The organism is Streptomyces broussonetiae (assembly GCF_009796285.1).
GTDB lineage: Bacteria > Actinomycetota > Actinomycetes > Streptomycetales > Streptomycetaceae > Streptomyces > Streptomyces broussonetiae.
Map to the genome: position 1 here is coordinate 3,767,647 of NZ_CP047020.1, position 25,783 is coordinate 3,793,429.

At 71.6% G+C, this 25,783-nt stretch carries 21 protein-coding genes; 10 read left to right on the forward strand and 11 right to left on the reverse strand.

The window, feature by feature from the left end; all coding sequences use genetic code 11:
• Positions 1-18: 18 nt before the first annotated feature.
• From GQF42_RS17475 to GQF42_RS17485, 3 genes are all read right to left on the reverse strand, one after another.
• Complete coding sequence (locus tag GQF42_RS17475; protein WP_158920992.1) at positions 19-411, reverse strand: hypothetical protein; 393 nt, start codon at positions 409-411, stop codon at positions 19-21.
• Between the two features lie 141 nt (positions 412-552).
• Positions 553-4,290 (reverse strand): ABC transporter ATP-binding protein, encoded by a 3,738-nt coding sequence (locus tag GQF42_RS17480; RefSeq protein WP_158920994.1) that lies wholly within the window; start codon positions 4,288-4,290, stop codon positions 553-555.
• 121 nt (positions 4,291-4,411) lie between these two features.
• On the reverse strand, positions 4,412-5,341 hold the full coding sequence (locus GQF42_RS17485) for a serine hydrolase (protein ID WP_158920996.1): 930 nt from the start codon (positions 5,339-5,341) through the stop codon (positions 4,412-4,414).
• Positions 5,342-5,433: 92 nt separating this feature from the next.
• On the opposite strand from GQF42_RS17485, the gene GQF42_RS17490 reads away from it, so the two are divergent.
• A complete protein-coding gene (locus tag GQF42_RS17490) occupies positions 5,434-5,805 on the forward strand; it encodes a hypothetical protein (protein WP_158920998.1) in 372 nt (123 codons plus the stop codon).
• Positions 5,806-5,817: 12 nt separating this feature from the next.
• Here GQF42_RS17490 and GQF42_RS17495 read toward each other — a convergent pair whose 3' ends face one another.
• A complete protein-coding gene (locus tag GQF42_RS17495; RefSeq protein WP_158921000.1) occupies positions 5,818-6,105 on the reverse strand; it encodes a hypothetical protein in 288 nt (95 codons plus the stop codon).
• Positions 6,106-6,692: 587 nt separating this feature from the next.
• On the opposite strand from GQF42_RS17495, the gene GQF42_RS17500 reads away from it, so the two are divergent.
• The 4 genes from GQF42_RS17500 (at position 6,693) to GQF42_RS17515 (ending at position 10,369) form a co-directional block, all read left to right on the forward strand.
• Complete coding sequence (locus GQF42_RS17500) at positions 6,693-7,523, forward strand: helix-turn-helix domain-containing protein (protein ID WP_158921002.1); 831 nt, start codon at positions 6,693-6,695, stop codon at positions 7,521-7,523.
• Entirely contained in the window at positions 7,520-7,723 is a 204-nt protein-coding gene (locus GQF42_RS17505; protein ID WP_158921004.1) for a DUF397 domain-containing protein, read from the forward strand. Before GQF42_RS17500 ends, GQF42_RS17505 begins: the two co-directional genes overlap by 4 nt.
• Before the next feature lie 22 nt (positions 7,724-7,745).
• Positions 7,746-7,946, forward strand: coding sequence for a DUF397 domain-containing protein (locus GQF42_RS17510; protein ID WP_158921006.1), 201 nt, complete (start codon positions 7,746-7,748; stop codon positions 7,944-7,946).
• A gap of 143 nt (positions 7,947-8,089) precedes the next feature.
• Positions 8,090-10,369 (forward strand): glycosyltransferase family 39 protein, encoded by a 2,280-nt coding sequence (locus tag GQF42_RS17515; protein ID WP_158921008.1) that lies wholly within the window; start codon positions 8,090-8,092, stop codon positions 10,367-10,369.
• Positions 10,370-10,450: 81 nt separating this feature from the next.
• Here the strand turns inward: GQF42_RS17515 and GQF42_RS17520 are convergent, their stop codons facing one another.
• The 3 genes from GQF42_RS17520 to GQF42_RS17530 are packed head-to-tail and all read right to left on the reverse strand — an operon-like array spanning position 10,451 to position 14,633.
• Positions 10,451-12,136, reverse strand: a complete 1,686-nt coding sequence (locus GQF42_RS17520; RefSeq protein ID WP_158921010.1) for a thiamine pyrophosphate-binding protein — start codon at positions 12,134-12,136, stop codon at positions 10,451-10,453.
• Between the two features lie 5 nt (positions 12,137-12,141).
• On the reverse strand, positions 12,142-13,113 hold the full coding sequence (speB, locus tag GQF42_RS17525; protein WP_094221415.1) for an agmatinase: 972 nt from the start codon (positions 13,111-13,113) through the stop codon (positions 12,142-12,144).
• A gap of 56 nt (positions 13,114-13,169) precedes the next feature.
• A complete protein-coding gene (locus GQF42_RS17530) occupies positions 13,170-14,633 on the reverse strand; it encodes a sodium:solute symporter (protein ID WP_158921012.1) in 1,464 nt (487 codons plus the stop codon).
• A gap of 193 nt (positions 14,634-14,826) precedes the next feature.
• On the opposite strand from GQF42_RS17530, the gene GQF42_RS17535 reads away from it, so the two are divergent.
• Both GQF42_RS17535 and GQF42_RS17540 read left to right on the forward strand, forming a co-directional pair.
• A complete protein-coding gene (locus GQF42_RS17535) occupies positions 14,827-16,719 on the forward strand; it encodes a PucR family transcriptional regulator (RefSeq protein WP_158921014.1) in 1,893 nt (630 codons plus the stop codon).
• A gap of 62 nt (positions 16,720-16,781) precedes the next feature.
• Complete coding sequence (locus GQF42_RS17540; protein WP_158921016.1) at positions 16,782-17,570, forward strand: phosphatase; 789 nt, start codon at positions 16,782-16,784, stop codon at positions 17,568-17,570.
• A gap of 75 nt (positions 17,571-17,645) precedes the next feature.
• On the opposite strand, the gene GQF42_RS44965 is transcribed toward GQF42_RS17540, so the two are convergent.
• The 4 genes from GQF42_RS44965 to GQF42_RS17560 form a co-directional block, all read right to left on the reverse strand.
• On the reverse strand, positions 17,646-17,984 hold the full coding sequence (locus GQF42_RS44965; protein ID WP_199273175.1) for a hypothetical protein: 339 nt from the start codon (positions 17,982-17,984) through the stop codon (positions 17,646-17,648).
• A 289-nt stretch (positions 17,985-18,273) separates the two neighbouring features.
• Positions 18,274-19,152, reverse strand: coding sequence for an acyl-CoA thioesterase (locus GQF42_RS17550; protein ID WP_158921018.1), 879 nt, complete (start codon positions 19,150-19,152; stop codon positions 18,274-18,276).
• Between the two features lie 35 nt (positions 19,153-19,187).
• The gene (locus tag GQF42_RS17555; protein WP_158921020.1) at positions 19,188-20,345 is read right to left on the reverse strand and encodes an acyl-CoA dehydrogenase family protein; all 1,158 of its coding nucleotides are present in this window, start codon (positions 20,343-20,345) and stop codon (positions 19,188-19,190) included.
• 145 nt (positions 20,346-20,490) lie between these two features.
• A complete protein-coding gene (locus GQF42_RS17560; protein ID WP_158921022.1) occupies positions 20,491-21,090 on the reverse strand; it encodes an SACE_7040 family transcriptional regulator in 600 nt (199 codons plus the stop codon).
• 109 nt (positions 21,091-21,199) lie between these two features.
• On the opposite strand from GQF42_RS17560, the gene GQF42_RS17565 reads away from it, so the two are divergent.
• The 3 genes from GQF42_RS17565 to GQF42_RS17575 are packed head-to-tail and all read left to right on the forward strand — an operon-like array spanning position 21,200 to position 25,781.
• Entirely contained in the window at positions 21,200-22,816 is a 1,617-nt protein-coding gene (locus GQF42_RS17565; RefSeq protein ID WP_158921024.1) for a carboxyl transferase domain-containing protein, read from the forward strand.
• Between the two features lie 11 nt (positions 22,817-22,827).
• Positions 22,828-24,840 (forward strand): acetyl/propionyl/methylcrotonyl-CoA carboxylase subunit alpha, encoded by a 2,013-nt coding sequence (locus GQF42_RS17570; RefSeq protein WP_158921026.1) that lies wholly within the window; start codon positions 22,828-22,830, stop codon positions 24,838-24,840.
• Positions 24,837-25,781, forward strand: coding sequence for a hydroxymethylglutaryl-CoA lyase (locus GQF42_RS17575; RefSeq protein WP_158921028.1), 945 nt, complete (start codon positions 24,837-24,839; stop codon positions 25,779-25,781). The genes GQF42_RS17570 and GQF42_RS17575 overlap by 4 nt, the downstream gene beginning before the upstream one ends.
• Positions 25,782-25,783: the final 2 nt, after the last annotated feature.

Consider the following 25,783-nt stretch of genomic DNA (forward strand, 5'->3'; position numbering starts at 1 on the left):
CCCTCGCTCAGCGCCCGCTCAGCACAGCACCCAGCCCCTGTCCACCGAGCCCCGGCCCACCGAGCCCTTGATCCACAGGCAGCGGTGGCCGGCGTGGACGGTGACCGGGCCCGCGAGCCGGAGGTAGCTGCCCCGGTCGACCACCGGGCGGTTGCCGCGGGCCTGGACGCTGACCGACATCGTCTGACGGGAGCCCGGCTGTCTGGCGATGGTCAGCGCGCAGACGTAGCCGTCGTTCCTGTAGACGTGCGTGACGCCGGTGCTGAACGGCAGGGTCAGCACCTCGCGCCCGGCGCAGGAGTTCGCCGCGTCCGCCTGTGCGGTGCCGGACGCCAGGAACGCCAGCGCCCCCGACGCGGCCAGCACGGCCGCGCCGAGCGCCAGCCGTCGACGTGTCCCACCACTGTTCACCGTTGTCCTCCCCGATCCCCGTTTCCCCGTGCCGCAGAAGCCTTCCCCCCGATGGCCCCGTACTGATGTACGGACGCACTGGTGTGTCGGAAGGTTGCACGACCGTCAACAGAACGCTTCGTCCCGGGCCGTGGACCGGCCTCAGCGGGAGACGCCCACCGGCTCCTCCGGTTCGGCCCCGCCGACGAAGGTCCGCCACAGCTCGGCGTACCGGCCACCGAGGGCCAGGAGTTCGTCGTGGGTGCCGTCCTCCGCGACCCGGCCGTGGTCCATGACCACCACCCGGTCGGCCCGGGCAGCCGTGGTCAGGCGGTGGGCCACCACCAGCGTCGTGCGACGGCCCGCCAGTCGGTCGGTGGCCTGGTTGACCTGGGCCTCGGTGGCCAGGTCCAGGGCGGCCGTGGCCTCGTCCAGGAGCAGGACGTCGGGGTCGACCAGCTCGGCGCGGGCGAGCGCGATCAGCTGGCGCTGGCCGGCCGAGAGATTACGGCCGCGCTCGGCGACCTCGTGCAGATAGCCGCCCTCCAGCCGGGCGATCATCTCGTGCGCGCCGACCGTCCGCGCCGCCGCCTCCACCTCGGCGTCGGTGGCGTCGGGACGGCCGTAGGCGATCGCGTCACGGATCGTGCCCGCGAAGAGGTACGCCTCCTGCGGGACCAGCCCGAGCCGGTGCCGGTAGGACGTCAGGTCGAGGGCGCGCAGATCCGTGCCGTCGACCGTGACCCGGCCGCTGGTGGTGTCGTAGAAGCGCGCGACCAGCTTGACCAGGGTGGACTTGCCCGCGCCCGTCTCACCGACGAAGGCCACCGTCTGGCCGGCGGGGATCCTCAGGTCGATGCCGGTCAGCGCCTCCTCGTGGCCGTCGGCGGCGCCGTAGGCGAAGTGCACGTTCTCGAAGGCGATGTCGCCGCGCAGGGACAGCACCTCCAGCGGCTCCTCGGCCGACCCCGTGGACGTCGGCTCGCGCAGCAGCTCCTGGATGCGGCCCAGCGAGACGGTGGCCTGCTGGTAGCCGTCGAAGACCTGGGACAGCTGCTGGACCGGCGCGAAGAACAGGTCGATGTAGAGGAGATAGGCGACCAGCGCGCCCGTCGTCAGCGTGGCCGCCTCCACCCGGTGCGCGCCCGCGATCAGCACGGACGCCGAGGCGACCGAGGACAGCAGCTGGACGAAGGGGAAGTAGACGGATATCAGCCACTGGCCGCGGACGCGGGCGCGGCGGTAGTCGTCGCTGCGCCCGGCGAACCGCGCCCCGCCGTCCCGCTCGCGCCGGAAGGCCTGCACGATCCGCAGCCCGGCGACCGACTCCTGCAGGTCGGCGTTGACCACCGACACCCGCTCACGGGCCAGTTCGTACGCCTTCACGCTCGCCCGGCGGAAGAAGACGGTCGCGACGATCAGCGGGGGCAGGGTCGCGAAGACGACGAGCGCGAGGTGCACGTCGATCACCAGCAGGACGACCATGATGCCGAAGAAGGTGACCGCCGAGACGAACGCCGTGACCAGGCCGGTCTGCAGGAACGTCGACAAGGCGTCGACGTCGGTCGTCATCCGGGTCATGATCCGGCCGGTCAGCTCACGCTCGTAGTAGTCGAGGCCGAGCCGCTGGAGCTGGGCGAAGATCTTCAGCCGCAGCGTGTACAGCACCCGCTCGCCGGTACGGCCGGTCATCCGGGTCTCGCCGATCTGCGCGACCCACTGCACCAGCACGGTCGCGAGGCCGAGCAGGGCCGCCGCCCAGACCGCGCCGAGGGCCATCTTCGTCACGCCCGCGTCGATGCCGTGCCGGATCAGCACCGGCAGCAGCAGGCCCGCGCCCGCGTCCACGGCGACCAGCCCCAGACTGATCAGCAGGGGCGCGCCGAAGCCGCGCAGCAGCCGGCGCAGACCGTAGGAGTCCTCGCGGAGCACCGCCCGGGCCTCGTCGACGTCCGGGGTGTCGGTGGCCGGGGGCAGCGCCTCGACCTGGGCGAGCAGTTCGGGCGTGGCGGGGGTGCCGCCCAGCGCGGTGACCTCGGCGTTCTTGGACTCGCGGTCACCGGTCCACAGTCGCGGGGTCACGCCCCGCTCGGCGTCGAACTCGGCGTCCAGCTCCTCGCGCAGCGAGGTGTCCTGCGCCGGTACGGCGGGCTCGGCGTGGCCCGGCGAGACTCCGCCCAGCTCGTCCGGATCGGTCAGCAGCCGGCGGTACAGCGCGGACCTCTCCTGGAGTTCCTCGTGGGTGCCGAGGTCGGCGAGCCGGCCGCCGTCGAGGACGGCGATGCGGTCGGCGAGGCCCAGGGTGGAGCGGCGGTGCGCGATGAGGAGGGTCGTCCGGCCCTCCATGACGTGCCGCAGCGCTTCGTGGATCTCGTGCTCGACGCGGGCGTCCACGGCCGAGGTGGCGTCGTCCAGGACGAGCAGGCGCGGGTCGGTGAGCAGGGCGCGGGCGAGCGCGATGCGCTGGCGCTGGCCGCCGGAGAGGGTCAGGCCCTGCTCGCCGACCGTGGTGGCGTAGCCACCCGGGAGTTCGGCGATGAAACGGTCCGCCTGGGCGGCGCGGGCGGCGCTCTCGATCTCCTCCTGGGTGGCGTCCGGGCGGCCGTAGGCGATGTTGGCGCGGACGGTGTCGGAGAAGAGGAAGGAGTCCTCGGGGACGAGCCCGATCGCGGCCCGCAGGCTGTCCAGGGTCAGCTCGCGCACGTCGTGCCCGCCGATCAGGACGGCGCCGTGGGTGACGTCGTAGAAGCGCGGCAGGAGCAGGGAGAGCGTGGACTTGCCGGAGCCGGAGGAGCCGACGACGGCGAGGGTCTCGCCGGGGCGTATCTCGAAGCTGAGCCCCCGGAGGACCGGCGAACCGCTCTCGTACCCGAAGGACACGTCGTCGAACTCGACGGTCGCGGGCGCGTCGGCCGGGAGGGTCTTGGTGCCGTCCTGCATCGTCGGCTCGGTGTCGATCAGCTCCAGCACGCGCTCGGTGCCGGCGCGGGCCTGCTGGCCGACCGTGAGGACCATGGCGAGCATGCGGACCGGGCCGACCAGCTGGGCGAGATAGCTGGAGAAGGCGACGAACGTGCCGAGCGTGATGTGCCCGCGCACGGCCAGCCAGCCGCCGAGGGCCAGCATGGCGACCTGGCCGAGGGCGGGGACGGCCTGGAGGGCGGGGGTGTACCTGCTGTTCAGCCGTATCGTCCGCAGCCGCCCGGCGAAGAGCCGGCGGCCGACCTCCCGCAGCTTCCCGGTCTCCTGCTCCTCCTGCCCGAAGCCCTTCACGACGCGTACGCCGCTCACGGCACCGTCGACCACGCCCGCGACGGCGGCGGCCTGGGCCTGGGCGTACCAGGTGGCGGGGTGCAGCTTGCTGCGGCTGCGCTTGGCTATCCAGCCGAGCGCGGGCGCGACGGCGAGCGCGACCAGGGTCAGCGGCAGCGACAGCCACGCCATGATCACCAGGGAGATCAGGAAGAGCATGACGTTCCCGATGGTCATCGGGAGCATGAAGAGCAGGCCCTGGATCAGCTGGAGGTCGCTGGTGGCCCGGCCGACCACCTGCCCGGTGGACAGCTCGTCCTGGCGCCGCCCGTCGAGCCGGGTGATGGTCTCGTACATCTCCGTGCGCAGGTCGTGCTGGACGTCGAGGGCGAGCCGGCCGCCGTAGTAGCGGCGGACGTAGGTGGAGGCGTAGACCAGCAGGGCCGCGCCGATCAGGGCGCCGGCCCAGGGGGCCATGGAGCGGGTGTGGTTCCCGATCACGTCGTCGATGATCACCTTGGTGATCAGCGGGGCGACGGCCATCACGGCCATGCCGGCGAGGGACGAGCCGAGGGCGAGGACGACGTCCTTGGGATACCGCCAGGCATAGACCGCCAGACGCTTCGCCCATCCCCGTTGCGCTGCCACGCCGGTGCCTTCCGTTCGATCGACCTGCTCTACCGGAAGGCACCAACGCCGGCGGGGGCGGATTTCATCCCGCTGCAACAAAACGCTCCGCGGGGTCCGGCCGTATGCCGTGTGCCGTGCCTCAGCCCTGCGGCGGTACGGCGACGAAGGCCTCGCTCGGCCTGCTCGTCGGGACGTAGACCTTGGTGGTCGTCGTGGTCGGCACGAGGTCCTTGTGGATGACCTTGGCGACGTTCTGGATGGTGGTCACGCCGTAGTCCATGGTGCTGTTGTCCTGGGTCAGCACCGACATCATGTAGTCGTGGCCCGCGCCGTTGAAGGTGCCGAGGCTGTGCACCCGCCAGCCGCGCGTCGCGCGCTGCAGCCAGCCGTTCTTGACGTGCACGGAGACGGTGGACGGCGCGCCGGCCGGGGTGCCCCAGCGCTGCGAGGGGATGACCTGGCCCATCAGCTTCAGGATGTAGGCGCGGGAGTTGTCGCTCAGCACGCTGTTCTTCGCGGTCACGAGCCCCAGCAGCTTCTGCTCGTCGGTGACGTTCTCCTGGGTCAGGCCCCAGTAACCGCCCGTGCCCGGCACGGTCTTCGTCATTCCGGCGGCGGTCAGGAAGCCCTTGATCTTCGTCATGCCCAGCTGCTTCCACAGCGTGCTGGTCGCGTCGTTGTCCGACTGGGTGATCATGGCCGTGGCGAGCGACTGCTCGGTGCTCGTCAGATACCGGTTGTGCTTCTTGGCGTCCCACAGCAGCGTCGCCAGCACGGTGACCTTGACGGTACTGGCCGAGTCGTAGGCGCTGGTGGCGCGCAGGGTGCAGGTGGTGGCGGTGCTGCGGTCGTACACACCGAGGGCGACGGTGCCCTTGCGGTTCGCGAGGGCGGCGGTGATGTCCTTCTGGAGCTTGGCGGCGAGACCCGCCTTGGCGGACGTGCAGCTGACGGCGGGCGTGGCCGCGGCGGCGGGCGTGGCGGCGACCGCGGTGGGCGCGACCAGGGCGGCACCGAGGACCGCGGCGAGCACACCGGTACGCCTGCGTCTGGGTATTCGGGAATCCATGCCCCAGTTGACTCATCGAGACGGCCGGATGGTTGCACACCTGGTCCCACCGAGGAAGTTCGAAGAGTTCGAAAGGTGGCAATGATTCGCCCATGCCGACGGAGAACGAGAGTCAAGTCAGGCGGTGGGGCCGGTTGTTCGCGGCGGTGGCGGTGCTGCGCTCTCTCGCGGATCCGGCCAAGCCCCTGCCCGACGCGGCCACCTTCACGGACAAGTTCACCCCGACCCAGCGCATCGACCGACTGGAGTCCAATCCGTACGACGCCCTGCTGCGGGCCCGCAAGCGCGGTGGCGCGCACTGGGAGGCGGCAGCGGCGGTGTTCCGCGCGCTGCCCGGCCTCCTGGAACAGGGGTCGCTGTCTCCCACGGGCACCCTGGGCCAGGACCGCCGCCCGGATTTCGTCGCGGGGTACGAGGCTCAGCTGGCGCGGTTCAAGGAGGACTTGCCCATTCTCCGGGGCTGATGGCGGGGAGCTTCAGTTCCGCTCCGCGAGGCGGGCGCCCCGGCTCTCGGCGATCCGGTGCACGTCGGCCAACGCCTCGCGCATCCGAGCGAGCAGGAACCGGAGCTGGGCGGGTGTCGCCCGGTGGTCGGCCATCAAGTCGGCGGCGTGCCCGAGCAGATCGGCCGCCATCCCGAGCTGCACGGCCTCGAGGGCGTCGGCCACCCTGGAGAGAGGGCCGGTGCCGTCGGTCACGAGGTAACAGGGCTTGCCCTCCGACCCGGCCCAGGGCAGCAGGCGAGCGGTGGTGCGGCCGTTCACCGGGTCACCTCGACAGCGGGCGGCATACCGCACGACCCGATGCCGATGCCGGGCACGCGGGCCGGGGGCGGCGACTGCGGCTGCGACTGCGGCTACGGGGACCGGGTGCCGTGGCCGTTCGGCCTGTTCCGCCGTAGCAGCAGCGGCTTGAGGAGGCGGGCGATACGGTGACTCACGTCGTCAACTCCCTTGCGCTGAATGATGGCCACGGCCCCGAACCGGTCGCGCGGTCGCGGCGGACGCCGCCGGTGTCCCGGGCGGCGACACTCCCCTCCGAAGCGCCTCGACCAGCCGAACCGCGTTGGTCATGTTGCAGCGGCCGAGGTCGAAGAGAGGGATCCCGTCCCCGTCACCGAAGGACGCCGGGTCGAGGTGAAGACCGGGAAGAGTGACGCCGACGCCGGCCAGGGCTTCACGCAACTCCTCGAGCGACCCATAGCACTTGGGGAAGGCCTCCACCTGATTCCGGGCCATCTCGGACACGGGAACTCCTCTCTGTAGCGGTGTGACTACCAAGCGAGTTCAGCGTGGCCTACAGTGGGAAGCCATTCAACGTGTCAGAGCTGGCAGATTAGTTGGAGGTCGGGTTGGTCAACGTGAAGGTGCTGAACCCCGAGCGCAGTCCACAGGCTGCCTATGGGGCTCAGCTGCGCAGGTCGAGAGAGGAGAGGGGGTGGAAGCAGGAGGAGTTGGCGTCCAGGATGGAATATTCCAGTTCGCATATTTCGGCCGTTGAAACTGGTCGCAAGATGCCAACCTTGCGGTTCTCGCGCAGTGCTGACCGAACGTTGGGCACAGGCGACATGTTCGAGCGCCGCTTCCGCGAGCTCACCCTTGGCTCCCTGCTGGAGGGCTTCGCCGAGTATGTCGACTACGAAGCCCGAGCAGTTGAAATCCGGCTCTACGAGATCGGGATCATCCCAGGCCTGCTTCAGACGCCCGAGTACGCACGCGTACTGGCGGAAAGCGCCGTCAAGCGGGGGGCCATCACACCCGAGCAGGCTGACGAGCGGGTTGCGTACCTGCTGGAGCGACAGAAGGCGCTATCACGGCCCCAGCTCCTCTCGATGCTTGTCGTCGTGGATGAGAGCTGCATTCGGCGGTGGGTCGGCGGCACCATGGTCATGGACGCCCAGCTTCAGGCCTTAGTCGAGTTTGCCGCCCGCCCCAACACGGTTCTACAGGTTGCCCCGTTCGACATAGGCGAGAAGCGTCCTTACGACCTACCCGTCAACTTGCTGACGCTGCCTGATCAGTCCATGGTCGCCTACGCCGAGTCCCAAGCCCAGGGTCACATGGACCGTGAAACCACTTCCATCCGGCCCATGATGGCGGCCTACCATCAGCTGCAGGCCGAAGCACTCTCGCAGGCGGCTTCCGTGGCCATGATTGATCAGCTTCGAAAGGGCACCCCGTGACAACGAACGACGCTCCCCGCTGGTTCACGTCCTCCCACAGCAACAACGGCGGCAACTGCGTGGAAGTCGCCGTCAACCTTGCCGCCTCGCACGGTGTGATCCCCGTCCGTGACACCAAGAACCCGAACGGCCCGGTGCTGAACCTCCCCGCCGACGCCTGGTCCGACTTCGTCACCCTGGCGAAGAACGCTCAGGTCTGAGCGCCTGGAAGAAGGATTCCCAGTGACGACCGAAACCCCGCAGTGGTTCACGTCCTCGTACAGCAGCAACGGCGGCGCCTGCATCGAGGTCGCCACCAACCTCGCCGCCACCCGCGGCCTGGTCCCCGTCCGTGACACCAAGAACCCGAACGGCCCGGTGCTGAGCCTCCCCGCCCACGCGTGGTCCCACTTCGTAGCCCTGGCGAAGGACGCTCAGGTCTGAGCGCCAGGTGCAGACTCGGCGGCACCGAAAGGGCGCCGCCGAGTCCCGGAGGGACCAAGGACCTCCGTCAGCCCTTGCCGATTCACAGGCAACCGCAAGGCACGCCACAGCGAGCGCCCAAACCGTCCTTGCACGCTACCCCGGTGACATCTGCCACCGATCCCCTCCCCCACGCCATGACGGCGACCCCGGGTCCGCCGTCGCCGACGCCGACCCCGCCGGACACCGGTCCGGAGCGCGCGCCGCGCTGGTCGCTGCCCGCGCTGCTCGCGATCATGCTGCTCGCGGCCGTGCTGTACACCTGGAACCTGTCGGGCTCCAGCCTCAACAGCTTCTACAGCGCGGCCATCTACAGCGGCACCCAGAACTGGAAGGCCTGGTTCTTCGGCTCGCTCGACGCGGGCAACTTCCTCACCGTCGACAAGCCGCCGTTCGCCGACATGGTCATGAGCCTGTCGTGCCGGGTCTTCGGATTCGGCACCTGGCAGATGATGCTGCCGGAGGTCGCTGCCGGGCTCGGCGCGATCTGGATCCTGCACTCCTCCGTGAAGCGGTCCTTCGGGCACGCGGCAGCGGCAGTGGCCGCGCTGGTCCTCGCGCTGACCCCGATCACGGTCGCCATCAACCGGGACAACAACCCCGACACCATCCTCGTCCTGCTGATGGCCGGCGGCGCGGCGCTCGCCCTGCGCGCCACCCGCACCGGCAGGCTGCTGCCCCTGCTCGGCTCGGCGGTCTGCTTCGGCCTCGCCTTCAACACGAAGATGCTGGCCGGGTACATCGCGCTGCCCGCCGTCTTCGCGGTCTATCTGCTCGCGGCGCGGCCGAAGCTCCTCAAGCGGGTGGTCAACCTGCTGATCGCGGGCGTGGTGCTGGCCGTCGCCAGCTTCTGGTGGGCCATCGCGGTATCCCTCGTCCCCGCCTCCGAGCGGCCGTACATCGGCGGTTCGACGGACGGCACCGCCTGGAACCTGATCATGGGATACAACGGCCTCGGCCGGATCTTCGGCGGCGAGGGCAACGGCGGCGGTGGCGCAGGGGGCGGCGGTGGCGGCTTCTCCGGCTCCGCGGGCCTCGGCCGGATGTTCAACGACATCCTCGGCGGCCAGATCTCCTGGCTGATCCCGTTCGCGCTGATCGCCCTCGTCTCGGGCCTGATCCTGTGCGGCCGCGCCCCACGCACCGACCTCACCCGGGCCGCGCTCATCCTCTGGGGCGGCTGGACGGTGCTGCACTACGTCACCTTCGCGACCGCCGAGGGCACGATGCACCCGTACTACACGACCGCCCTCGCGCCCGGCATCGCGGCGCTGTGCGGCGGCGGTGGCGTGCTGCTGCTGCGCGCGTTCCGCGCCGACAGGCGCTGGGTGTGGGTCCTGCCGGCCGCTCTCGCGGTCACGGCGGTCTGGGCGATGGTCCTGCTGCGCCGGGCCTCGGGCTGGAACACCTGGCTGTGGCCGGTCGTGGGTGTCGTGATGGCGGCTGCGGTCGTCGGCCTGTTCGTCTTCCGCTCCGGGGGCCGCGTCCGGCTGCTGGCGGCCTCCGTCGCCGCCGCCGTCGTCGCGGCGCTCGCGGGCCCGGCGGCGTACGCCTGGTCGGTGCCGTCCGGCTCGGGCGGTGGCGGCATGAGCGGCGTGAACCCGACGGCCGGTCCCTCGACGGGCAACGGCTTCGGCGGCGGCCGGGGCGGTTTCCAGGGGGGCCGGGGCGACTTCCCGGGCGGCGGCGGGATGCCGGGCGGCACCCAGCGGGGCGGCGGCCGGAACGCGGAGGCCGGCGGCGGCTTCCCCGACGGCGGCAGTGCACCCGGGGGCCTCCCGGGCGGCGGCCAGAACGGCGAACTCCCCGGCGGCCAGGGCGCGTCGGGCGGTACGGCGCCGGGTGGCGCCGGTGACACCGCCGGCACCGGCTCCGCGAACGGCGAGTCGGGACGCATGGTCGGCGGCCGTACGGGCGCCGGTATGGGCGGTGGCCCGGGCGGCATGGGCGGCGCGGACAGCGAGCTGATCGCGTACCTGAAGAAGCACCAGGACGGCGCCACCTGGCTCCTCGCGGTCTCCAACTCGCAGAGCGCGGCCCAGATCGAGCTGAGCGCCAAGGTGCCCGTCATCTCCATGTGGGGCTTCACCGGCACCGACAAGGCGATGACCGTCGCCAAGCTCGAGGAACTGGTCAAGAAGGGCGAGCTGCACTACATCCAGCTCGGCGGCGGCATGACGGGCGGCGGCCCCGGCGGCGGCAACAACAGCCTGTCCTCCGAGGTCACGGCCTGGGTGAAGAAGCACGGGACGCTGGTGAAGGAGAGCGCGTACAGCAAGAGCGCGACGTCCTCGTCCAAGTCGTCCGCCAAGTCCTCTTCGAGGATGACCACACAGAGCAGCACCTCGACGGTCTACCGCCTGGACCCGTCGGACGTGAGCTGAGGCGACACCGCCGTTCCACTGACCGCGCAGTGCGCCGAGGACCCCGATCGCCCTCGGCGCACTGCGCCGTTCGCACTCCGGCTAACCCAGATGCGTCGGCGCGAACATCCGCAGTACCGCCGGCAGGACCACCACCGAGGGTCCCGGCGAGGCCATCGCCTTCGCCAGGTCCTCCTCCAGGGTCTCCGGAGTCGTACGGACCCCCGGCACCCCGAAGGACTCCGCCAGCGCCACATAGTCCGGTCGCGTGAGTTCCGTCGCCGTCGGCTGTCCGAACGCGTCCGTCATGTACTCGCGCAGGATGCCGTAGCCGCCGTCGTCGACGATCAGCCAGGTGACCGGGAGGTCGTACTGGCGTGCCGTGGCCAGTTCCGCGATCGAGTACAGGGCGCCGCCGTCGCCCGACACCGCCAGCACGGGACGCGTCGGGTCCGCCGCCGCCGCGCCCAGCGCCGCCGGGAAGCCGTAGCCGAGGCCGCCGGCCCCCTGCGCGGAGTGCATGGTGTTCGTGCCCCGGGGGTCGAAGGCCGACCACGCCCAGTACGCCAGGATCGTCATGTCCCAGAAGGAGGGTGAGGTCGCGGGCAGCGCACTGCGGACAGCGCCCAACACCTCCTGCTCCAACGTCAGTCCCTGCCCGGCGATACGGGCGGCCACCTTCTCCAGCAGCTCCCGCACCCGCTCCGGCGCCGAGTCGTCCGTCCGCTCCCGCACCGTCTCCAGCAGCGCCTGCAGGGCGAGGCGGGCGTCCGCGTGGATGCCGAGGGCGGGATGGTTGGACTCCAGCTTGCCGAGGTCCGCCTCGATCTGGATCACCCGGCCGCGGGGCTTGAACGTGTGGTAGTTGGAGGAGAGTTCACCGAGGCCCGAACCGACCACCAGCAGGACGTCGGCCTCCTCGAGGAAGTCCGTCGTGTGGCGGTCCTCCAGCCAGGACTGGAGAGACAGGGGGTGCTCCCAGGGGAACGCGCCCTTGCCGCCGAACGTCGTCACGACCGGTGCGTCCAGCGTCTCGGCCAGCGCCTTCAGCTTGCCCGAGGCGTCGGACCGTACGACGCCGCCGCCCGCGATGATCGCCGGGCGGGACGCGTGGGTCAGCAAGTCGGCTGCCAGCGCCGTCAGTTCGGGGCGCGGGACCAGGCCGTCCGGCGTCGCGTCCATCGCCGTCACCACCGGAAGGGCGGTCGGCGACAGCAGGACGTCCTGCGGGATCTCCACCCACACCGGGCCGTGCGGGGCCGTCAGCGCCGACTTCCACGCCTCCGCGATCGCGGACGGGATCTGGGACTGCGTGCGGACCGTGTGCACGGACTTGACCACGCCCCGGAAGGAGGCGGACTGGTCGGGAAGTTCGTGGAGGTAGCCGTGACGGCCGCCGCCGAGGCCCGCCGTCGGGATCTGGCTGCTGATCGCCAGGACGGGGGCGGAGGCCGCGGCGGCCTCCTGGAGCGCCGCCAGGGACGTCAGCGCGCCGGGGCCCGTGGAGAGCAGGAGAGGCGCGGCCTCGCCCGTGATCCTGCCGTACGCGTCCGCCGCGAAGCCCGCGTTGTTCTCCACCCGCAGGCCCACGTAGCGCAGCGACGACCTGCGCAGGGCGTCGAACATGCCCAGCGCGTGCTGGCCGGGCAGGCCGAAGACCGTGGTCGCGCCCAGCCCGGCCAGGGTCTCCACGACCAGGTCTCCGCCGTTGCGCCCCGGGGGAGGGTTCAGGGCCGCGGTGATCTGCGCCGGCGTCGGGCGGAGTACCAGGTCGTGGTCGTGGGTCACGTCGGTTACGCGTCCTTCCGGGCCGCCGCGATCTGGCGGCTCATGATGGTGGTCAGTTCGTAGGCCGTGTGGGAGGCGGCGACCGAGGTGATCTCGGCGTGGTCGTACGCCGGGGCCACCTCGACCACGTCCGCCGAGACCAGGTTGCAGGAGGCCAGGCCGCGCAGGATCTCCAGCAGCTCCCGCGAGGTCATGCCGCCCGCCTCAGGCGTGCCCGTGCCGGGCGCGTGGGCGGGGTCGAGGCAGTCGATGTCGATGGAGATGTACAGCGGGCGGTCGCCGATGCGCTGGCGCAGCTGGTCGGCCACCTCGTCGGCGCCGCGGCGGTAGATGTCGGCGGACGTGACGATGCCGAAGCCCATCTTCTCGTCGTCGGTGAGGTCCTGCTTGCCGTACAGCGGGCCGCGGGTGCCGACGTGGGAGAGGGCGGAGGTGTCGAGGATGCCCTCCTCCACGGCGCGGCGGAACGGGGTGCCGTGGGTGTACTCGGCGCCGAAGTAGGTGTCCCAGGTGTCCAGGTGGGCGTCGAAGTGGAGCAGGGCCACCGGGCCGTGCTTCTTGGCCACCGAACGCAGCAGCGGCAGGGCGATCGTGTGGTCGCCGCCCAGCGTCATCAGGCGGGCGCCCGTACCGAGCAGGTCGTCGGCCGCGGCCTCGATGGTCTCGACCGCCTCGTTGATGTTGAACGGGTTCACGGCGATGTCGCCGCCGTCCGCGACCTGGGCGAGGGCGAACGGGGAGGCGTCCTGCGCCGGGTTGTACGGGCGCAGCAGCCGGGACGCCTCGCGGATGGCGTTGCCGCCGAAGCGGGCGCCCGGCCGGTACGAGACGCCGGAGTCGAACGGCACGCCCACGACGGCGACATCGGCGGTGCCGACCTCGTCCAGGCGGGGCAGCCGGGCGAAGGTCGCCGGGCCGGCGTACCGCGGGATGCGGGAGGAGTCGACGGGGCCGCGGGGCGTCTCGTTGCTGCTCATGGTGAAATGCCTTCTTTCCTGCGCTTCGTCGCGCATGCACTGCTTTCCATACGACTCTACTGGTGAGCCGGGACGGGTTCGGACGGAAGTTCGGGAGAGCGTCCGGCGAGGCGCTCGCGCCATGCGCCGAGGACGGCCTCGTCGGTGGGCTTCGTGGCCAGGGAGACGGCCACGTAGACGGCGAGGGAGGCGAGCAGACCGTAGTAGACGGGCTCGTTGGCGAGGATGCCGTAGCCGGCCATCAGGCCGATCACGGCGAGGCCGCCGACGATCACCGAGGCCAGCGCGCCCTGGCCGGTGCCGCGCTTCCACAGCAGGCCGCCGAGGATGGGCACGAGCAGACCGCCGACGAGCAGGTTGTACGCCACGGTCAGCGCCTCGACCACGTTGTTCAGCGCGATCGCCGTACCGATCACCGCCACGCCCATGACCAGGATGAACGCCCGGTTGCCCGCGACCTCGTCGTGATCACCGCCGCCGTCCCGTCGTACGGCGCCCCGCAGCCGCGACCAGATGTCGTTGTTGGCGACCGTGGCGCAGGCGATCAGCGCGCCGGAGGACGTCGACATCACCGCGGCCAGGGCGGCGGCCAGCACCAGGCCGCGTACGCCGACGGGGAGTTCGGCCTTGACGATGGTGGCGAAGGCGTCGTCGGGGTTGGCGAGGTTCGGGTAGAGCACCTTGGCGGCCGTGCCGATCACCGCGCCGGCGAGGGCGTAGGCCAGACAGTAGGTTCCGGCCACCGTGCCGCCCCACTTGGCGGTCCTGTCGCCGCGGGCGGTGAACACGCGCTGCCAGATGTCCTGACCGATCAGCATGCCGAACGTGTAGATCAGGACGTAGGTGAAGATCGTCTCGCCACCGATGCCCAGCGGGTCGAAGTACGAGGTCGGCAGCTTGGCCTTCATCTCGCTGAAGCCGCCCGCCTTGACCACGGCGATGGGCAGGAGCAGGAGCAGGACGCCGATCGTCTTCACCACGAACTGGACCATGTCCGTCAGGGTGATCGACCACATGCCACCGAGGGTGGAGTACGCGACGACGATGGACCCGCCGATCACGATCGCGAGCGTCCGGTTCATGTCGAAGAGGACGTCGAAGATCGTGGCGTAGGCGATGGTCGAGGTGACCGCCAGCATGAGGGTGTACGCCCACATGACCACGCCCGAGATGACGCCCGCCCTGCCGCCGTAGCGCAGGTCGAGCATCTCGGAGACGGTGTAGACCTTCAGACGGGCGATCCGGGCGGAGAAGAAGACGGAGAGCGCCAGCAGGCCGAGGCCGATGGTGAAGACCATCCAGGCGCCGGAGAGGCCGTACCGGTAACCGAGACCCACGCCACCGATGGTGGACGCGCCGCCGAGGACGATCGCCGCCATGGTGCCGGAGTACATGGCGGGCCCGAGGCGGCGGCCCGCCACCAGGAAGTCGCTCTTCGACTTGGCGCGGCGCATGCCCCACCAGCCCATGGCCAGCATCCCGGCCAGGTACAGGACGATCACTGTGTAGTCGACGGCCATGGGGCCCTCCTTCGCGCACTGTCGGTGGCGTGTCGTGCAGATACATGGGGGGTGGCGCGCCGGCAGCGGATCGCGGGGACATCCGCCCGTACCCGCGGCTGCCGTGCTGACTTGACACTAGGTGGCCGGAAAGCGACTGCGAAGTGTACGTTTCATCCATATGAACGGGGTGGAAGTAGAGGGAATGCACACCATGCCGGAATCGATCACCCCAGAGCCCCCGGAGCCCTCAGAGCCCCCAGCGTTCTCGGCGCCTCCGGCGTCCCCGGTGACCGCAGCCGCGCCGGCCGTCCCGCCGACCCCACCCGTCCCGCTCCAGGCACTGCTCGCCCGTGAGGACCTCGCCCTGCGGCAGATCGCGGGCCCGGCGGATCCCTCCGTCGTCATCCACTGGGCGCACACCTCGGAGATGGCCGACCCCTACCCGTATCTGCTGGGCGGCGAGCTGCTGCTCACGGCCGGGGTGCACATTCCGGAGGCGGCGGGCTCGGGTACCTACTTCGACGACTACGTCGCCCGCATCGTCGCGGCAGGCGGCGCGGCCCTCGGCTTCGGTGTGGCCCCGGTGCACGACACGGTTCCGCGCGCCCTGGTCGCCGCCTGCGAGCACTACGGCCTGCCCCTGCTGGAGGTCCCGCCGCAGACCACGTTCTCCGGTGTGGCCCGCGCGGTGTGGCAGCTGATGGCACAGGCCCGCCTCGCCGAGCTGCGCCGCGTCACCGAGGCCCAGCAGAGCCTCGCCTCCGCCGCGGGCCGGCCGGACCCGGTGCCGTCGGTGCTGCGCCGCCTGGCCCGGCACCTCTCCGGCCACGCCGTGCTCTACGGCCCCGACCGCACGGTCCTCGCCGCGGCGGGCCGGGAGACGTCCGACGAGATCCGCGCCGCCCTGGCCGGGCTCACCGTGGTGGTGCGTCCCACCGGCGCACCCGCCCCCGGGGCCCCGGCCGACCGCACGGCAGCCACCGCCGCGGGCGGTCACGCGGCGGGCACGACCGGCGCGGACCCGGCCGAGGGCTCCCCCTCGACCGCGGGCCGGTCACACCCGGCCGAGGACCTCGCCGACGGCGCGAGCGCCGCGCCGGCGACCGGGCGCCAGATCCCCGCCCCGGCTTCCCCGGCCGCCGGCACGGCCACCGGCCGCCCCGGCGCCAACCCTGCCACCGGGCACCGGACCCCCGCCCCGCCCCCCGCGCCCTCGGCCGCCGGCACGGCCTCGGGACGCCCGGTCTCCACCCCGGCCGCCGTCTCCTCCCCCGCCCGGCCGCTGCCCACCTCCGCCACCGACACCGTCGGCTCCACCCACCTCGCCGTCTACGCCCTCGGCTCCGGCGAGGGGTTCGTCCTCGGCGTGGCCACCACGCGCCGCGAGCCCGGGGACCACACCATCGCCTCCGTCGCCGCGGTGCTGCTGTCGCTGCTGACCGGGGAGCACCACAGCGGTGCCGGGGCGGCACGGTCGTCGGCGCTGGTGCGGCTGCTGCTCGGCACCCCGCCGGAGCAGGTCGCGCCCCTGCTGGGAGAGGGCGGCTGGGTGGTCGTGCACGCACGGCCCGAGGCGCAGCTTCCCGACGCCGTCGCCGCCTCCGCGCTCGGCGCCGCCCTCGGCTCGCCGCTGGTCGATCTCGCCCGGGACGTCGTACGGGTACTGCTGCCGGGCGGGCGGGAGCCGGAGCCGCAGCCCGGCTGGACACTCGGCGTGAGCGCCGCGGTGGAGCCGTGCGAGTGGCCGGCCGCCGACGTCCAGGCGGCCCGCGCGCTGGCCCGCGCCCGGGCCACCCGCACCCCGCTGGTCCGCCACGGGGCCCGGCCGGGCCTCACGGACCTGGTGCCGCGGGCGGACGCCGAGGCGCACGCCCGCACCCTGCTGGCGCCGCTCGCCGGTCAGCCCGCACTAGCCGAAACCCTGCGCAACTGGCTCTCGCTGCACGGCAGTTGGGACCGCACAGCAGTGGCTCTGGACGTGCACCGCAACACCGTGCGGCAACGGATCGCCCGCTGCGCCGCCCTGCTGGACGCCGACCTGGACGACCCCGACGTCCGCATGGAGCTGTGGTTCGCGCTGCGGCACGGCCGAGCAGGCGAGTGACCCCCGTCCCAGCCCCCGATATGCCGAGGACCGCGGTGACGCGCTGCCCCACAATGGGAAGCATGCCGATATCCGGGACACCCAGCCGCGCCCAGCTCGTCGACCATCTGGTGAGGACCCGTATCGCGGGGGACGTCGCCACGCCCCGTGAGAACAACCTCTCCCACTACCGTCAGCTCGCCAACGGTGTCCGGGGCTTCTGGCTCGGACTGGAGCTGGCCGACCGCTGGACGGACGAGCAGGACGTGCTCGCGGTGATGGCCGAGCGGGTGGGGGTGAACGACGACCCCGAGTACCGGTACGGGCAGGACACCATCGACCCCGAGCTGACCGTGGACGCACTGGAGCGGATGGCGGCACGGCTGCGCAAGGCGGCCGAGGGAAGACAGCGGGTGCTGTTCGCCACCGGGCATCCGGGCGGCCTGCTGGACGTGCACCGGGCCACGGCCGCCGCGCTGCGCGCCGCCGGCTGCGAGATCGTCGTCATTCCGGACGGACTGCAGACGGACGAGGGGTACGTCATGCAGTTCGCGGACGTGGCGGTCCTGGAGCACGGGGCGACGCTGTGGCACACCCACTCCGGGGAGCCGATGCGGGCCATTCTGACGGGACTTGAGCGCGAGGGGCGCCCGCTGCCCGATCTCGTCGTGGCCGACCACGGCTGGGCCGGGTACGCCGGACAGCACGGCGTCGACTCCGTCGGGTACGCCGACTGCAACGACCCCGCGCTGTTCCTGGCCGAGTCCGAAGGCACCGTCCAGGTCGTCGTACCGCTGGACGACCATGTGGTCAGCCCGCGTCACTACGACCCGATGACGGCCTATCTGCTGGCGGAGTCAGGGCTTTCCTGACGGCCCGGACAGCACTGTGCGGCTCCTCGCGCGCGGAGCCGCACAGTTGGACGCGATCTGCGTCAGCGGTCAGTGTCAGCGACCGCCGCCGCCACCGCCGCCACCACCCCAGTTGCCCCCGCCGCCACCCCAGTTGCCGCCACCGCCGCCGCGACCGCCGCCGCCGCCCCAGTTGCCGCCACCGCCCCAGTTGCCGCCACCACCCCAGTTGCCGCCACCCCAGTTGCCGCCGCCGCGGCCGCCTCGGTTGCCGCCGCGGCCACCGCGGCCTCGGTCGCCCCCGCCGTGGTGCCGGCCACCGTGGTGGTGCCGGCCGCCACATTCGTTGAACCGGTGGTGCGCGGGGGCCGCCGAGGCGGTGCCGGCCGCGCCGATCGCGGTCCCGCCGGCCAGCAGCAGGCCGGTCGCGGACATCACGACATAACGCCTAATGCGCTGTGCTCGCATGGGAATTTACCCTTTCGTTTCCATCATCTCTCGCGGCTCCCCGAGGGAAGACACGGGATGGATGGCCGGCGCCGTGTTCGCAGAGGGGGAAGGCACGGCGCGCTTTTCAGGTGTCGCCGCAGAGGTTGGCTACAGGGTCGCCACCACCGGAACTTCACGCTCCGTGCATCCGGAGCGCATCCAAATGGTCACACCCTGTACTGCGGCTTCACTGAATGAGCGTAATGCCCGATTCGTCACTCGGCATCTCGGCGGGTCAGCCGCGCGGAACGCGGACCACACCCTCCTGGATGACAGTGATGGCGAGTTGCCCGTCCTGTGTGTAGATACGGGCCTGGCCGAGGCCCCGGCCGCCGTGCGCGGACGGCGACTCCTGGTCGTACAGCAGCCACTCGTCGGCGCGGAAGGGACGGTGGAACCACATCGCGTGGTCCAGGGAGGCGCCCACGACATCGCCGACCGCCCAGCCACCACGCCCGTGCGCGAGCAGCACGGAGTCGAGGAGGGTCATGTCGGAGACGTAGGTGGCGAGGACGACATGGAGCAACGGTTCGTCGACAGCACCGCCCAGCTTGCCGTTGGTGCGGAACCACACCTGGCTGTGCGGCTCGCGCGGCGCGCCGAACTGCCCGTAGGGCGGCTCCTCGACGTAGCGCAGATCGACCGCTTCGCGGGCCTCGATGAACTTCTCGACCACGGCCGCCTCGAGATGGCCGTAACCGCGCAGCCGCTCCTGGGAGGTGGGCAGCGTGGCGGGGTCCGGCGCGGACGGCATCGGGGCCTGGTGCTCGAGTCCCTCCTCGTACGTCTGGAAGGACGCCGAGAGATGGAAGATCGGCTTGCCGTGCTGGACGGCGACCACGCGGCGGGTGGTGAAGGAGCGGCCGTCGCGGATGCGGTCCACGGTGTAGACGATCGGCGCGCCGGGGTCGCCCGGGCGCAGGAAGTACGCGTGCAGGGAGTGGGCGCTGCGCTCGGCGGGGACCGTCCGCCCGGCGGCGACCATCGCCTGCGCCGCGACCTGCCCGCCGAAGACGCGGGGGACGACGGCGGAGCGGGACTGGCCGCGGAATATGTCCTCCTCGATCTGCTCGAGGTCGAGCAGATCGAGGAGGTCCTGAAGTGCCTTGCTCATGGCGTCAGTTGTACCGGCCAGTGAGGGCGCGGGCCCTACAGGCCCATGTCCTTGGCGATGATCGTCTTCATGATCTCGCTGGTGCCGCCGTAGATGCGGTTGACGCGGTTGTCCGCGTACAGGCGGGCGATCGGGTACTCGTTCATGTAGCCGTAGCCGCCGTGCAGCTGCAGGCAGCGGTCGATCACGCGGTGGGCGACCTCGGTGCAGAACAGCTTCGCGGAGGCGGCCTCGGCCGGGGTCAGCTCGCCCGCGTCCAGGGCCTCCGTCGCACGGTCGGCGACGGCCTCGGCGGCGTCGACCTCGGCCTGGCAGGCGGCCAGCTCGAACTTGGTGTTCTGGAAGTGGGCGACCGGCTTGCCGAAGACGGTGCGCTCCTGCACGTACTGCTTGGCGAAGCGGACGGCGGCCTTGGCCTGTGCGTAGGCGCCGAAGGCGATGCCCCAGCGCTCGGAGGCCAGGTTGTGGCCGAGGTAGTAGAAGCCCTTGTTCTCCTCGCCCAGCAGGTCCTCGACCGGGACCTTGACGTCGACGAACGCCAGCTCGGCGGTGTCGGAGGTCTTCAGGCCGAGCTTGTCCAGCTTGCGGCCGACGGAGTAGCCCTCGGACTTGGTGTCGACGGCGAACAGGGAGATGCCGTGGCGGCGGTCCTCTGCGGTGGGCGCGGAGGTGCGGGCGCACACGATCACGCGGTCGGCGTGGACACCGCCGGTGATGAAGGTCTTAGCTCCGTTGAGGACGTAGTGCGTGCCGTCCTCGGAGAGCTTGGCGGTGGACTTCATGCCCGCGAGGTCGGAACCGGTGCCCGGCTCCGTCATCGCGATGGCCCACATCTCCTCACCGGTGACGAACTTCGGCAGGTAGCGCTTCTTCTGCTCGTCCGTGGCCAGCATCTTGATGTACGGCAGGGCGAGCAGCACGTGCACACCGGAGCCGCCGAACTGGACACCCGCGCGCGCGGTCTCCTCGTAGAGGACGGCCTCGAACTTGTGGCTGTCCAGACCCGCGCCGCCGAACTCCTCGGGGACGTTGATCCCGAAGATGCCCAGCTCACCGAGCTTGTAGTAGAAGTCGCGCGGCGCCTGGCCGGCGGCGAACCACTCGTCGTAGACCGGGACGACCTCGGCCTCGATGAAGGCGCGGAGGGTCTCCCGGAACGCCTCGTGATCCTCGTTGAACACCGTACGGCGCACGGCTTACCTCCACCTACTCGGCACAACGGCATGTCTAAGCGCTTGCTCAGACTCGAAGATACCGGCCAGTACGGTGTGCCGTCCAGGGTGAGCTAGCCCACGCGCAAGCCCCTCGGCAACAAGCTGCCGCACCCGTCCCGGCGGCTCACTCCTCCCCCGCCGCCTCGAACGCGCCGCACGCCATCCGGTGCAACAGGGCCGCCGTGGCACCCCGGCCGGGCAGCGTGCCCGCGCGGCCCAGGTGCGGGGTGGAGTTGAGCAGGCCGAAGACCGAGTGGACGGCGGAGCGGGCCGCGGGCTCCCTGAGACCCGGGTACACCTCGCGCACGACCTCCACCCACAGCTCGACGTACTGCCGCTGGAGCTGACGCACCAGCTTGCGGTCGCTGTCGCGCAGGCGGTCCAGCTCGCGGTCGTGCAGGGTGATCAGCGGCCGGTCGTCCAGGGCGAAGTCGATGTGCCCCTCGATCAGCGAGTCGAGGACGGCCCGGGCGCCGGTGGCGCCGTCGGCCTCGGCAAGGCGCCGCTTGGCCCCCGTGAGCAGCTGGCCGCTGATCCCGACCAGCAGCTCGGCGAGCATCGCGTCCTTGCCCGGGAAGTGGCGGTACAGGCCAGGGCCGCTGATGCCGACCGCGGCACCTATCTCGTCCACACCGACGCCGTGGAAGCCGCGCTCGGCGAAGAGCCGGGCGGCCTCCTTGAGGATCTGCTCGCGCCGGGTGGGGGCGTCGGTTCTGGTGACCATGCGAGTAATTCTAGACAGCGAGGTTAGCGGTCGTTAACCTGAAGGAAATGGTTAACGCTCATTAACAGATCTGGGCAACAGGTTCGATCACCGGTGAGGGGACCGCAGGATGCACGAGGCACCGGAGCTCAGGAGCGCGGCAGACCCCGCCTCCGAGGCCTGGCGGGCCAATGAACAAGCCCACCTCGCACTCGTCGAGGAGCTGCGCGGCAAGCTGGCCGCGGCGGCGCTCGGCGGCGGCGAGAAGGCCCGCGCCCGGCACACCGCGCGCGGCAAGCTGCTGCCCAGGGACCGGGTGGACACGCTGCTCGACGCGGGCTCGCCCTTCCTGGAGCTGGCCCCCCTCGCGGCCGACGGGATGTACGACGGTCAGGCCCCGGCCGCCGGTGTGATCGCCGGGATCGGCCGGGTCAGCGGGCGCGAGTGCGTGATCGTCGCCAATGACGCCACGGTCAAGGGCGGCACGTACTACCCGATGACCGTGAAGAAGCACCTGCGCGCGCAGGAGGTGGCCCTCGACAACCGCCTGCCCTGCGTCTACCTGGTCGACTCCGGCGGCGCCTTCCTGCCGATGCAGGACGAGGTGTTCCCGGACCGGGAGCACTTCGGGCGGATCTTCTACAACCAGGCGCGGATGTCCGGGGCGGGCATCGCGCAGATCGCCGCCGTACTCGGTTCCTGCACCGCCGGTGGCGCGTACGTCCCGGCGATGAGCGACGAAGCGGTGATCGTCCGCAATCAGGGGACGATCTTCCTCGGCGGGCCCCCGCTGGTGAAGGCGGCCACCGGCGAGGTCGTCACGGCCGAGGAACTGGGCGGTGGCGAGGTCCACTCCCGGATCTCCGGCGTCACCGACCACCTTGCCGAGGACGACGCGCACGCGCTCAGGATCGTGCGGAACATCGTCGCCACGCTCCCGGCCCGGCAGTCCCCGCCCTGGGACGTGCAGCCGGGCGTGGAGCCCAAGGCCGACCCCTACGGGCTGTACGGCGCGGTCCCGGTCGACTCCCGTACCCCCTACGACGTACGCGAGATCATCGCGCGGATCACGGACGGCTCCCGGTTCGCCGAGTTCAAGACCGAGTTCGGGCAGACGCTGGTCACCGGGTTCGCCCGGATCCACGGCCACCCGGTGGGGATCGTCGCCAACAACGGCATCCTGTTCTCCGAGTCCGCCCAGAAGGGCGCCCACTTCATCGAGCTGTGCGACCAGCGCGGCATCCCGCTGGTGTTCCTGCAGAACATCTCCGGGTTCATGGTCGGCAAGGACTACGAGGCGGGCGGCATCGCCAAGCACGGCGCCAAGATGGTGACGGCCGTGGCCTGCACGCGCGTGCCCAAGCTGACCGTGGTGGTCGGCGGGTCGTACGGCGCGGGCAACTACTCGATGTGCGGCCGGGCCTACTCCCCCCGCTTCCTGTGGATGTGGCCCAACGCCAAGATCTCCGTCATGGGCGGCGAGCAGGCGGCATCCGTCCTCGCGACCGTCAAGCGGGACCAGCTCGAGGCACGCGGCGAGTCCTGGCCCGCCGAGGACGAGGAGTCCTTCAAGGCGCCGATCCGCGCCCAGTACGAGCACCAGGGCAACGCCTACTACGCCACGGCCCGCCTCTGGGACGACGGCGTGATCGACCCGCTGGAGACCCGTCAGGTGCTGGGACTCGCCCTGACGGCCTGCGCCAACGCGCCCCTGGGAGACCCCCAGTTCGGCGTCTTCCGGATGTGAGGAGGGGAACCGTGTTCGACACAGTGCTGGTGGCCAACCGGGGCGAGATCGCCGTACGCGTCATCCGTACGCTCCGCTCGCTGGGCGTGCGCTCGGTGGCGGTCTTCTCCGACGCCGACGCCGACGCGCGGCACGTCCGGGAGGCCGACACGGCGGTACGGATCGGCCCGGCGCCGGCCGCCGAGAGCTATCTGTCGGTGGAGCGGCTGCTCGAGGCCGCCGCCCGCACCGGCGCCCAGGCGGTGCACCCCGGGTACGGCTTCCTCGCCGAGAACGCGGGCTTCGCGCGCGCATGCGAGGAGGCGGGGCTGGTCTTCATCGGCCCGTCGGCGGACGCGATCGCGCTCATGGGCGACAAGATCCGCGCCAAGGAGACGGTGAAGGCGGCCGGGGTGCCGGTCGTGCCCGGCGGCCGTGATCCCGAACTGGCCGACGCGGCACGCGAGCTGGGCGCTCCGGTGCTGCTGAAGCCGTCGGCCGGCGGTGGCGGCAAGGGCATGCGGCTGGTGCGGGACCTGACCGTGCTGGAGGAGGAGATCGCCGCCGCCCGCCGCGAGGCCCGGGCCTCCTTCGGCGACGACACCCTGCTCGTGGAGCGGTGGATCGACCGGCCCCGGCACATCGAGATCCAGGTGCTGGCCGACGGGCACGGCGGCGTCGTCCACCTCGGCGAGCGCGAGTGCTCGCTGCAGCGGCGCCACCAGAAGATCATCGAGGAGGCGCCTTCGGTCCTGCTGGACGAAGCCACGCGCGCGTCGATGGGCGAGGCGGCCGTGCAGGCGGCCCGCTCCTGCGGGTACCGGGGCGCGGGCACGGTGGAGTTCATCGTGCCGGGCAACGACCCCACCCGGTACTACTTCATGGAGATGAACACCCGCCTGCAGGTGGAGCACCCGGTCACCGAACTCGTCACCGGGCTGGACCTGGTGGAGTGGCAGCTGCGGGTGGCGGCCGGGGAGAAGCTGGGCTTCACGCAGGAGGACGTGACGCTCACCGGGCACGCGGTCGAGGCCCGCATCTGTGCCGAAGACCCCGCGCGCGGGTTCCTCCCCTCCGGCGGCACGGTGCTGCTGCTGAACGAGCCCCAGGGCGACGGCGTCCGCACGGACTCCGGGCTCAGCGAGGGCACCGAGGTGGGCAGCCTGTACGACCCGATGCTGTCCAAGGTGATCGCCTACGGCCCCGACCGCGCGACGGCGCTGCGCAGGCTCCGGGCGGCTCTCGCTCAGACGGTCACACTGGGCGTGCCGACCAACGCGGGGTTCCTGCGGCGGCTGCTCGCGCATCCGGCCGTCGTCCGGGGGGACCTGGACACCGGACTGGTCGAGCGGGAAGTGGACACGCTGGTGCCGGAAGAGGTGCCGCAGGAGGTTTACGCGGCGGCGGCGCTGCTGCGTCAGGCCGCACTCGCGCCTGCCGACGGCTCCGGCTGGACGAACCCGTTCGCCGCCGCGGACGGCTGGCGCCTCGGCGGCCGGCGGGCCTGGACGGCACATCACCTGCGGGTGGCGGGCCACGAGCCGGTCACCGTCCGCGTGCGCAGCACGCCGGACGGCGGGAGCGAACTGCTGCTGCCCGGCACGGACCGGCCGGTGCGCGGGTCCGGGGCCGTCGCCCCGCGGCCCGGCACGGGGCACGGGTTCACCTTCCTGCTCGACGGCGTCTGCCACACCTTCGCCGCCTCACCGGACGGCACCTGGCTGGGCCGGGACGGGGACGCCTGGCAGGTGCACGATCACGATCCGGTCGCCGCGTCCCTCACCGGGGCCGCGCACGCGGGCGCCGACTCGCTGACCGCGCCGATGCCGGGGACGGTGACGGTGGTGAAGGTCGCCGTCGGCGACGAGGTCGCGGCGGGCCAGAGCCTGCTGGTGGTGGAGGCGATGAAGATGGAGCACGTCATCTCCGCCCCGCACGCGGGCACGGTCGCCGAGCTGGACGTGGTCCCGGGCGCGACCGTCGCCATGGACCAGGTCCTCGCCGTGATCGCGCCGCACGAGGAGGAAGGGCCGGTGGCGCCATGAGCGTCGAGGGGCTGCCGATGGTCGTTCCGGCCCAGGACCTGCCCGCGCGGGTGCGGATCCACGAGGTCGGCGCGCGCGACGGACTGCAGAACGAGAAGACGGCCGTCCCCACCGAGGTGAAGGCGGAGTTCATCCGCCGGCTGGCCGACGCGGGGCTGACGACGATCGAAGCGACGAGCTTCGTGCACCCCAAGTGGGTGCCCCAACTGGCCGACGCCGAGCAGCTGTTCCCCCTGGTCAAGGACATTCCGGGGGTTGCGCTGCCGGTGCTGGTGCCCAACCGGCGCGGCCTGGACCGGGCGCTCGCGCTCGGCGCCGAACGGGTCGCGGTCTTCGCCAGCGCCAGCGAGTCCTTCGCGCGGGCCAACCTCAACCGCTCGCTGGAGGAGTCGCTCGGCGGGTACGAGCCGGTGGTGCGGCACGCGAAGGAGTCGGGGCTGCAGGTGCGCGGCTATGTCTCGATGTGCTTCGGCGATCCCTGGGAGGGCGCGGTGCCGCTCCACCAGGTGGCCGCCGTCTGCGCAGCCCTCAAGGACATGGGCTGCGACGAGCTGAGCCTCGGCGACACGATCGGCGTCGCCACCCCGGGCCATGTCCTGGAACTGCTCAACCTGCTCAACGAGGAGGGCGTGCCGACCAATCAGATCGGCGTGCACTTCCACGACACCTACGGCCAGGCGCTCGCGAACACCTACGCGGCCCTGGAGCACGGGGTGACGACGATCGACGCCTCCGCCGGCGGGCTGGGCGGCTGCCCGTACGCCAAGTCGGCCACCGGCAACCTCGCGACCGAGGACCTCGTCTGGATGCTGCACGGCCTCGGTATCGAGACCGGGGTCGACCTCGGCCGTCTGACCGCCACGAGCGTGTGGATGGCCGAACAGCTGGGCCGCCCGAGCCCGTCCCGTACCGTCCGCGCTCTCTCCCACAAGGACCAGTGATC